This window comes from Streptomyces sp. NPDC088354 (assembly GCF_044753585.1).
GTDB lineage: Bacteria > Actinomycetota > Actinomycetes > Streptomycetales > Streptomycetaceae > Actinacidiphila.
The window spans coordinates 1-8,757 of record NZ_JBIVNJ010000094.1 but is presented as its reverse complement, the minus strand read 5'-3'; the positions used below and the strand labels follow the sequence as shown (position 1 = coordinate 8,757).

Sequence of the window (8,757 nt, the reverse complement as noted above, 5' to 3'; positions counted from 1 at the left end):
AACGGCCGACTCATCCGCACCGCGCCGAACACCTACAAGATCACTCTCCCAGATGCCTTGACACCGCAGCTGGGCGCTTAACTTCGTGGCATTGGTCGAGCATCTGCCGATGGCAGTAGCCCTCCGGCCGGCCGCCCCGGCCCTCCATCCACCCCGGCACCGGCAACAGCTCGCGCACCGCCGCCCACTCCGCGTCCGCCATGTCGGAGGGATACTTCGGCCTCCTGTACGGGCGATCCGCGGCGTTCCCGAACCGGTGCGCGAGACAGTCACACGACAGAGGAAGCGAGTTAGACTCTGCCGCTACCGGAACGCAAGACTGCGGCACAGGGCCTCCTGTTGCTCACTTGGATTCGACACCCATGAGCTGTGCAGGAGGCCCTACCCCCATGCCCGGACATGCGGAAGACCACCCGACCGAGTCACCACACTCGAACCGATGCTCACCATGATCGATAGAGAAACGGCTTCTCAGCCAAACAGCAACACACCAGGTCAGCCGTCAGCCCGTACACCAACAAGCCCCCCTCCGAGCGTCAGCTCCCCGGCTGAAGAGTTGAGACGTCAGACATCTCGCTCAGCCGGGGATCCTCGTCCGTTCTGCACGGGTCGCCGACCATCTGACCGTCACCCGATCGGTGGCCCCGCTGAACAGGCTCAATGCCAATCTGGCACGTAAATTCTATTTGCATCGATCCAGCAACGGGTAGCATCCTTCGACGTTGTGTTTGTTAGTGCATGCAACGAGGTCGCGCAAGTGATCGACGCACCTGCGCTAACCTATGCAGTGTCTCGTGGGAACGAATCGTTAAGAATCCCAAAGAAACTTAACGTACACAGCATTCGCCACGAGACGGACTGGCAGGCACCCGATGCCAACCAAATTCAGAAATTCCATACAGAGATTGGATTGAAATGAGCGAGTTCGACCTCGACATTCAGGTTGTTTGTGCGGCTTCGGATGACGTTGAGATCGAAGAGGTTGTCCCCACCTCGGTCTTCGAGCGCTGCGTCCAGATCCCGGGCAAGTAATCTAGCAAATTAACGGGCCGTGTCACCCATGGATTCGGGTGACACGGCCCGCTCAATGAACCGTAGAGGGTTGGCAATGCAAAGCGTGGAGAATGCGGAGATGGCTTATACATGCGAGCCTGTGGCTCTCGTGAGGCTACCCACGCTCCCCGCGCAAGTAGCAGAAATGGCTTCGCGCAAGGCTCAAGGGGACGCACGTTTTCGCGACCTTGTGGAGCAACGGGAAACCATCCGATTTGCTGCTATCGATTCTCGAATTCGCGAAGCTCTTGAGGTTTCCAGTCCTTCTCTAGCAAGCGCAGTTGATCGAATAGCAGCCGGGGAAGCCGTGAGCGACGCACGGCTACGCAAAATTTCGGACGCGGTGAGTAGATACCTCATCCGCATGTCGACCCGCCCCACACCATTCGGCCTGATGGCCGGAGTGACAGCAGCCAATCTTGGCGAAGCCACCATAGTTGAATTTGGCCAAAAGGACCGCAAGGCAGTTCGCCCTGACATGTCTTGGCTGATTCCTCTGCTCGCGCGTTGGGAACGCCAACCGAATATCTGGAAGCGGATGCAGGTCACTGTCAACGATCTGCACTACGCCCGGGGGGACCGCCTGGTAATGCCTTATGTCCCTGATACAGAAGGCATTCTGGAAAGGTCTCTGCAAGGCAGGGAAAAGACCGTACGAAATACAGCACCAGTACGTTTTGCGATACAGAGTGCGAGAAACCCTGTCAGTGGCTTGCGGCTACGTGACCAGCTAATGGAAAAATTCCCACACGCTCAGCGCGAAGTGGTTGAATCCCTGGTCACTCAACTTATTGAAGTCGGCATACTATTGGTCGATCTTCGACCTTCTCCATTTTCACCCGACCCACTTGGAGACGTTATAGGTCGGCTACGAACAGTTCCCGACTTTTCCGATCTTGAAGCGATGTTGTCAATTCAGCAAGGGCTGCGTGCCTATTCTTCTCAGCCAATAGGGCAAGGCGAGACGGCATGGAAATCGGTTACCGAACAGATGCGGTCCCTGTACGACACGGACGCACTGGTGCAAGTAGATCTCGCGCTCGACACGAAAATCGTGCTAGCTAAATCTGTTTCTAAGGAAGCCGAGCGCGCAGCACGAGCCTTGTGGAAGTTGTCGCTAGAGGAACATGTGACTCCATTGCAGGAGTATCACACGAAATTTATTGAACGTTACGGACTTCGGCGCTCTATAGGTCTGAGGGAACTGCTCGATCCTAACATTGGCTTGGGGGCGCCCAAGGAATACAGAAGCTCAAGAGAACCCCGACCGCCGGTAAGCAGCCCACAGCGCGATGCGGTTCTCGCAGAGTTGCTAATGCGATGCGTTGCGGACATGGCGGACGAGATCGTACTGGACGACGACATAATCGATAAGGTCGCTTCGGTTTCGAAGCTACCTCCGGCAGCATCCATGGAGATATGCGGAAGCTTGATTGCTCCATCGATAGACGCTGTAGACGCTGGAGAATTTCGTCTTTGGCTTTCGCCAGCGAGTGGGTCCAGGCTCGCCGGCGCCATGTTTGGACGCTTCGGCCACCTGCTTTCTTCTGACATGGAAGTCCCCTTCACGACCGCAGGCTCCGATACGCAGGGCCCGCTGCAAGCTCAGCTGTGCTTTCATGGTTCGTCCGCTCGGGGGCATAATCTGACCCAAAGTCCTCAATGGCTTGACCATCGAATTATGATCGGCTCATTCGAAGACCGTACCGATCCTGCTGTTATTCCGCTCGATGATCTGGCGGTCACCGCGACGCCAGAACGACTTGTTCTCATCAGTATCAGTCACAGGCGCGAGATCGTTCCTGTAGTTTTTAACATGCTGAACGCTCGCTCGAACGTACCTCCAATTGCTCGATTCCTCCGGGACATGTACCTTACGGGCCGTCGTTCCTGGGAGCCATGGAATTGGGGCGCACTTGCTGCAATGCCCTATCTCCCTCGAGTGCGCTACGGTCGCGCGATTCTGTCTCCTGCTCGATGGCGTGGCACGGCCTCATTCTTTACGGATGACAAGCTGACGGATCATGAGTGGCACGCAATGCTCGAAAAATGGAGGATGATTTGGCATGTGCCAGACACGGTCGCAATCACGAAAAATGACCAACGTCTGCACCTCAACCTCACAAACGCTCAACATGCTCGCATGTTCCGCCAGCAGATCCGGAAAAATGAGACGATCGAAATCTGCGAGATTCCTGGTCACGGATCGGATTCAAGTTGGCTGATGGGTTCGGACGGACCACGACACAACGAAATTGTTTTCCCGCTGTCATTGACTCCCGTTTCTAACTCAGCAAGGAGTAGCAACGTCGGAAGGCAGGCGTTGCTACCTCGGCCCGCATCATGCGATGGACCGTATCCGCTTGGTAGTGAGTGGGTATACGGTAAGCTGTATGGTTCCTCCGAACAGCAGAATGAGATTCTCACCGATCACCTTCCGCAGTTCTTGAAGGAATTGGGTCCTGCGATCGATCGTTGGTTTTTCGTTCGCTACAGAGATCCGGCCCCCCATCTACGGCTTCGTTTTAACGTGAGGTCACCATCCGAAGCTAATGAGATCATCCCTCGTTTGGGTACGTGGGCGGCAAAGCTGCGGGCGCAAGCACTTGCGAGCCATTTGGTGCTGGACGTCTACGATCCCGAAATCGAGCGGTACGGTGGTCGCGATGCGCTTGTTCTGGCAGAGAGGGTATTCCAAAAAGACAGTGAATCAGTAATCGAGCAGTTGCGGTTGCGGACGACGCTGACCGATATCGATTCGGTGCTCCTAGCGGCACTCAACTTCACTGATATTATGCACCACCTAGAGACAGGTGGTCAGCAGGTTGCAAACAACTCAGCCTGGCTCCTCAATAAGTCTCTCACCGAGGAGGACCGTGGCGTATTTCGGAAGTACCGTCGCGATGCCATGCGGCTGGCAGATCCCGAAAATGACTGGATTGCGTTGCGCGGCATTTCAGGCGGGGAGGAAATCATGAAATCCTGGCCTGGTCGTGCCGCGGCACTCGTTCAATATCGGGACAAACTGGAGAGTGCCGGCACCCAGGGGCTAGAATCACCACCAATAAGTGTGGTCAAGTCTGCACTTCTTCACATGCACCACAACCGTCTGATCGGGATTGACAGCGTGGTCGAAAATTACAGTGTCGCCGTAGCCAGCGGCGTTGCCCAAGCAGCCCGCAATAGAAAGCGATTCAGCGAGTGACAGACGCCACTACCGGATCGAACAGTGCGTCAAATACCTTCGCCGATAAATCGCTGTCTACGTCAGTTGCACATAACGAAATTCCGGCAATGCTCGAGATCGTTACCGAAGTCGCAGAGCGGCTGCGAGAACCCAAACAGGTTGCGTATATTGCGACTTCCCCAGATAACACCGACAAGCTCGATGGTATTCCACCTCACTCTCCTTGGGAGCCGCTTTCTCTTGCTGAAGGCTTCCCAGGAATTGCTGTGCTGCACGCGGAGCTCGGCCTCAACAACCCCGCGTCCCGTGAACACGCCCACACTTACATAAGTGCTTCTGCTCCTTTCCTTTCAGATCACAGAAAAGTCCGGAGTGGATTGCACATCGGACCTGCGGCGCTAGCCTTTGCTGTTCATTCCGCAGTGCAGGATGAGAATGATTACGCGAACTTGCTGAAACAGTTGGACAATTACGTGGTAGCCAGATCTAAAATGCTACTTCTATCAGAGGCAGAACGGCTCAAAACCGGGTCATTGGCCACAGCAAGCAGTCGCTTCGATATAATCAGCGGTCTTTCGGGGCTTGGACGCTATCTCCTGTCCCGAACGCCCCGACATCGTGCACAGCTTGAAGAAATCTTGCAATATTTTGTTCGATTCAGTTCTGTGATCCAGATCGAAGATAGCTATGTGCCCGGCTGGGCAGTAAACGGAGCGCCAGGTATCCACGCGCCCGAGAACTGTGAGGGGCATCTTGCGTTTGGTATGGCTCACGGAGTCGCGGGACCTCTGGCACTGCTTTCTATCGCACAGCTTGGCGGCGTTGTCGTACAAGGAATCGCAGAAGCTGCGACTCGAATGGCCGATTGGCTAGTTTCTTGGCAGCAGGATGACTCTGCCGGACCATATTGGCCCGCTTCAATTACTCTATCGGAGCAAATCAAGCAACGTCTTGAACGCGTACCCACTCCTCTGCACAGCTGGTGCTGGGGATCGCCAGGGATTGCTCGGACACTGTACTTGGCTGGAAAAGCTTTTGACTCGTCCCAGTACACAAGATTGGGTATGTCCGCATTCCGTGCAGCACTGATCCGCGACGAGTCCGTAAATGACACACCCCTAGATGATACGGGACTGTGCCACGGGCGGGCAGGGTTGCTGCACTCCACTCAACTCATGGTTGATGACACCCGCGATCCATATTTCGAGAATCGATTGCATCAGATGGCCGGCGAGATTGTTCAGCAATATCGCCCTGAGGCGCCATTCGGGTTCTCTCTTCCTGGTTCAAGCCAATTCGCACAGAATCGGGCCGGGTTCTCAGAAGGGGCAGCAGGAACAGCCCTGGCGATTCACTCCTACCTCCGGGGCAGCAGTTCCAAAAATAGTTGGAACTCGGCCCTCTTGCTTGCGTGAGTAGCCCGCTCACTTACTGGGCGTCAAAGGTAGTCCGTGATGCAAACCCAATCTTTTTCAGGTGACTACGAGTTCGTTTACCGTAACTCAATATCGCGAGATGTAGCGGCCACACTACGGACCCTCGCACTCTGGTCATCTGAAGCCTCTCATCGTAGGAATTTCAACGTGTCCGAAATCGAATATACGGCAACCGGAATTTCCCATTCTTCGCTTCCGCATCCTCTGCCTCCACCGCCCGCCACCGTGACTGCTGGGCCTCAGGGAGACGATCTAGCCGACGAAGTACAGGAGGCGTACTGGTCGGTTCACGACGGTGCCGCAGCCAAGGCATCTGTTAGGCAGGTGCTTGTCGGGTTGCCTCGTATAACCGCATTGGTTGGTCGACTCGCCTGGCGGGCGGATCGTCGTTCAACCTTCTGCATCGTCGTATGCCAAATACTTGCAGCCGCAATGAACGCTTTTACGTTCATTGTCGGAGTTGCGGTTCTTCAGCAACTCTTCACTCAGGGACCTTCCCCTGAAGCCGTGCGGTCGGCCTTGCCACAGCTGATTTATGTAGTCGGTTTGTTCACTGCCCGGGCCGTGTTGGAGACTTTCGTCTCGATCGCCCAGGCGCGCATCATGCCGAAAATTCGCACTGCCCTGGAATCTGATTTCCTCTACTTGACGGCAAATGTGCGACTCGAGGCAGTAGAGGATGCCGATTGGCACGACGAAGTTCATCGCGCAAATTCACGCGGGCTGAATTATGCGCAGCAGATAGTGGGTCAGGTGGTCTCGCTTGTTTCTGCCGCGCTTGCGCTTGTCGGAACTTCCGGCGTGCTCAGTGCTCTACATCCAGCACTACTGCCATTGCTTCTTCTTTCGGCTCTGCCAGTGGGTGCTTCGGCTGTCTACAATGCGCGGTCTCGATTCACTTCTGTCAAGCGCTGGAATGCTCTGCAGCGGCGAGTGCGAGTTTTTTCATGGCTTCTACTTGACGTTGATGCGGCCGCAGAATTGCGTTCGAACACGGTGCAAGGAGCACTACTGGAAGAGCATGGACGGCTAACGCATGATATTGCCAATGAGGACATCCGGCTTGGAGTGCGCGAGGCGTTGGTCAATTTGACAGGACGAGCGCTCGGCGGTCTTGGTACAGGCATCATCTATGCTGCATTGGCCTGCATGCTAATTGCTGGGTGGTTGCCTCTGTCGGCCGGCGCCGGCGCAGTCCTCGCCATCCAGTCTGGGCAGGTTTCACTAACTCGACTTGTCGGGGTGGCGCATGTGGTCTACGAGCATGCGCTATGGGTGTCGGATCTCCTGTCGATCCAAGAGCGCAGCAGGCGACGGTTGCCCATTCAAGCGGGGCAAAAGGCACCTTCAAAGGTACACAGTATCGTAATGGAGGATGTGTCCTTCACTTACCCAGGAAAGGAAATTTCAGCCCTAGAGGGGATTTCCATATCTTTGCTGGCGGGGCAGAGGGTTGCTTTCGTTGGTCTTAATGGATCTGGAAAGTCAACCTGTGCCAAATTGTTGGCGGGACTGTACGAGCCTCAGCGAGGAAGCGTTCGCTGGGACGGAGTCAACGTCCGCGATATGGAATCCTCTTCATTGTATCGTCAGGTAGCCTGCGTATTTCAGGAGCCGATGCGCTTTCCGTTCAGCGCCTTGTCAAATGTCGTTGCCGCGACCGGAACGCTTACGCAAGTAGACCAAGAGCGTGCCTTGGCCGCAGTCCACGCCTCCAAAGCTGACGATGTAATTGCCTCCTTGCCGTATAAGTGGGAGACGTTGCTGTCCAAACGCTTTAAGGGCGGTCAGCAATTGTCGGGAGGGCAATGGGCAAAGCTAGCGGTTGCACGTGGGCTGTACAAGAATGCACCCCTGCTGCTCCTCGACGAACCGACCGCTAGTATGGACCCCCCCTCGGAGCATGACGTCTACGAGGCAGTCCTTCGTGGACGTTTGCGCGAAGATCAAATTACCGTCTTGATTTCCCATAGGCTGGCTAGCGTTGTCGATTGTGACACCATCTACGTATTCGATGGAGGGCGCATAGTCGAGTCTGGTTCCCACGAGGTGCTAATTGCTCTCGGAGGCGCATATGCCAAAATGTTTGCTCTGCAGGCGGAAGGCTACCGATCTGTCTATGTGGGGCAAAGTGGTTCGCCGGCAAGCTCGTGACGCGGCTTGACGTCATCGTCATCCACGTGAGTGAGCCGTTCCGCGTTTAGACCGTGTCCTATGTGGTGAGGCGGTCGTTGGGCCGTTCGTGGGGCGAGGTACGGGGAGTTGGATTGTTCCGGATGGACTGTGGGAGATCACGGAGCCGCTGATCCCGCCGTCGCGAGTGCGGCCGCAGGGCGGAGGGGCGATCAGAGAGGTACCCCGGTCGCCAGGGCGGCGTCGTTCAAGCGATCTCTCCGGTTTGATCACGTGATGCCGAAGGTGGCCAGGGGGCGGGTGGCGTTGCGCCCGTGGTGGCAGAGGGCAGAAGCGATGCCGGTGTGTCCGGTGAGGCGGAGGGCTCCGATGGCGAGGTTGCGCAGGCCGGCCATGGCCCGAGGCGCGGAGCCGGTATGTACGCGGGAGGCGTCCTCGGTCCAGGCGGTGTCACGCACGTGGTGGAGCTGGTTCTCGATGGCCCAGTGCCGGCGCACGCGGTGCGCGATTTCGGCGGCCTCTGCCTGATCGGCCGTGAGGTTTGTGACGGCGTAGACGCGTTCGAGGGTGACCTTGCCAGTGGCGACGGTGCGGCGGCGCCGCACGATCTGCACGGCCTGCCCGGCGTGGGGGAAGCCCAGGTCGGCCACGGTGGCGGTCTTGGCCCGGCGGATCTCATCTCGGCCGTGCGCGGTGGCGCGGGTCTTGCCCAGCAGTGGCACGTCCCGCCAGGGCAGGCGTTTGAGGCGCTGGTGCAGCAGCGGCTGGTTCGCTTTGATCACGGCGATGTAGTGGGCATTCTTGTCTTCGACCAGGAAACGCGCGTGCGCGGTCTGGGAGTGCAGGGCGTCGAAGTGGGTCGAGGCGTATGCCGAGGCGTTCCAGGATGTGCGGCGGGGCGTCGGCGATCCACTCACCGACTGCCAGCAAAGAGGTCGCCCCCGCCAG

The 8,757-nt window shown here is 57.0% G+C and carries 4 protein-coding genes and 1 pseudogene; 4 read left to right on the top strand and 1 reads right to left on the bottom strand.

Features of this window, described 5'->3' with window-relative positions; genetic code table 11:
• Window positions 1-1,198 precede the first annotated feature (1,198 nt).
• The 4 genes and pseudogenes from ACIP98_RS41380 to ACIP98_RS41365 form a co-directional block, all read left to right on the top strand.
• The gene (locus ACIP98_RS41380; RefSeq protein ID WP_401981926.1) at window positions 1,199-4,258 is read left to right on the top strand and encodes a lantibiotic dehydratase; all 3,060 of its coding nucleotides are present in this window, start codon (window positions 1,199-1,201) and stop codon (window positions 4,256-4,258) included.
• Window positions 4,255-5,655 carry a lanthionine synthetase C family protein gene (locus tag ACIP98_RS41375; RefSeq protein WP_401981923.1) on the top strand — a complete coding sequence of 467 codons (1,401 nt, stop codon included), beginning with the start codon at window positions 4,255-4,257 and terminating at the stop codon, window positions 5,653-5,655. The genes ACIP98_RS41380 and ACIP98_RS41375 overlap by 4 nt, the downstream gene beginning before the upstream one ends.
• Before the next feature lie 168 nt (window positions 5,656-5,823).
• Window positions 5,824-7,830 carry an ABC transporter ATP-binding protein gene (locus ACIP98_RS41370; RefSeq protein WP_401981920.1) on the top strand — a complete coding sequence of 669 codons (2,007 nt, stop codon included), beginning with the start codon at window positions 5,824-5,826 and terminating at the stop codon, window positions 7,828-7,830.
• An 88-nt stretch (window positions 7,831-7,918) separates the two neighbouring features.
• A pseudogene (locus tag ACIP98_RS41365) lies at window positions 7,919-8,017 on the top strand (IS5/IS1182 family transposase); the annotation flags it as partial.
• 61 nt (window positions 8,018-8,078) lie between these two features.
• Here ACIP98_RS41365 and ACIP98_RS41360 read toward each other — a convergent pair.
• Window positions 8,079-8,757 (bottom strand): ISAs1 family transposase (locus tag ACIP98_RS41360; RefSeq protein ID WP_401981917.1); only part of this gene is annotated, 679 nt, incomplete at its 5' end.

Coding starts and splice junctions, on each gene's coding strand:
- ACIP98_RS41380 (WP_401981926.1), top strand. CDS start 1,199: ATGGCTTCGCGCAAGGCTCAAGGGGACGCACGTTTTCGCGACCTTGTG.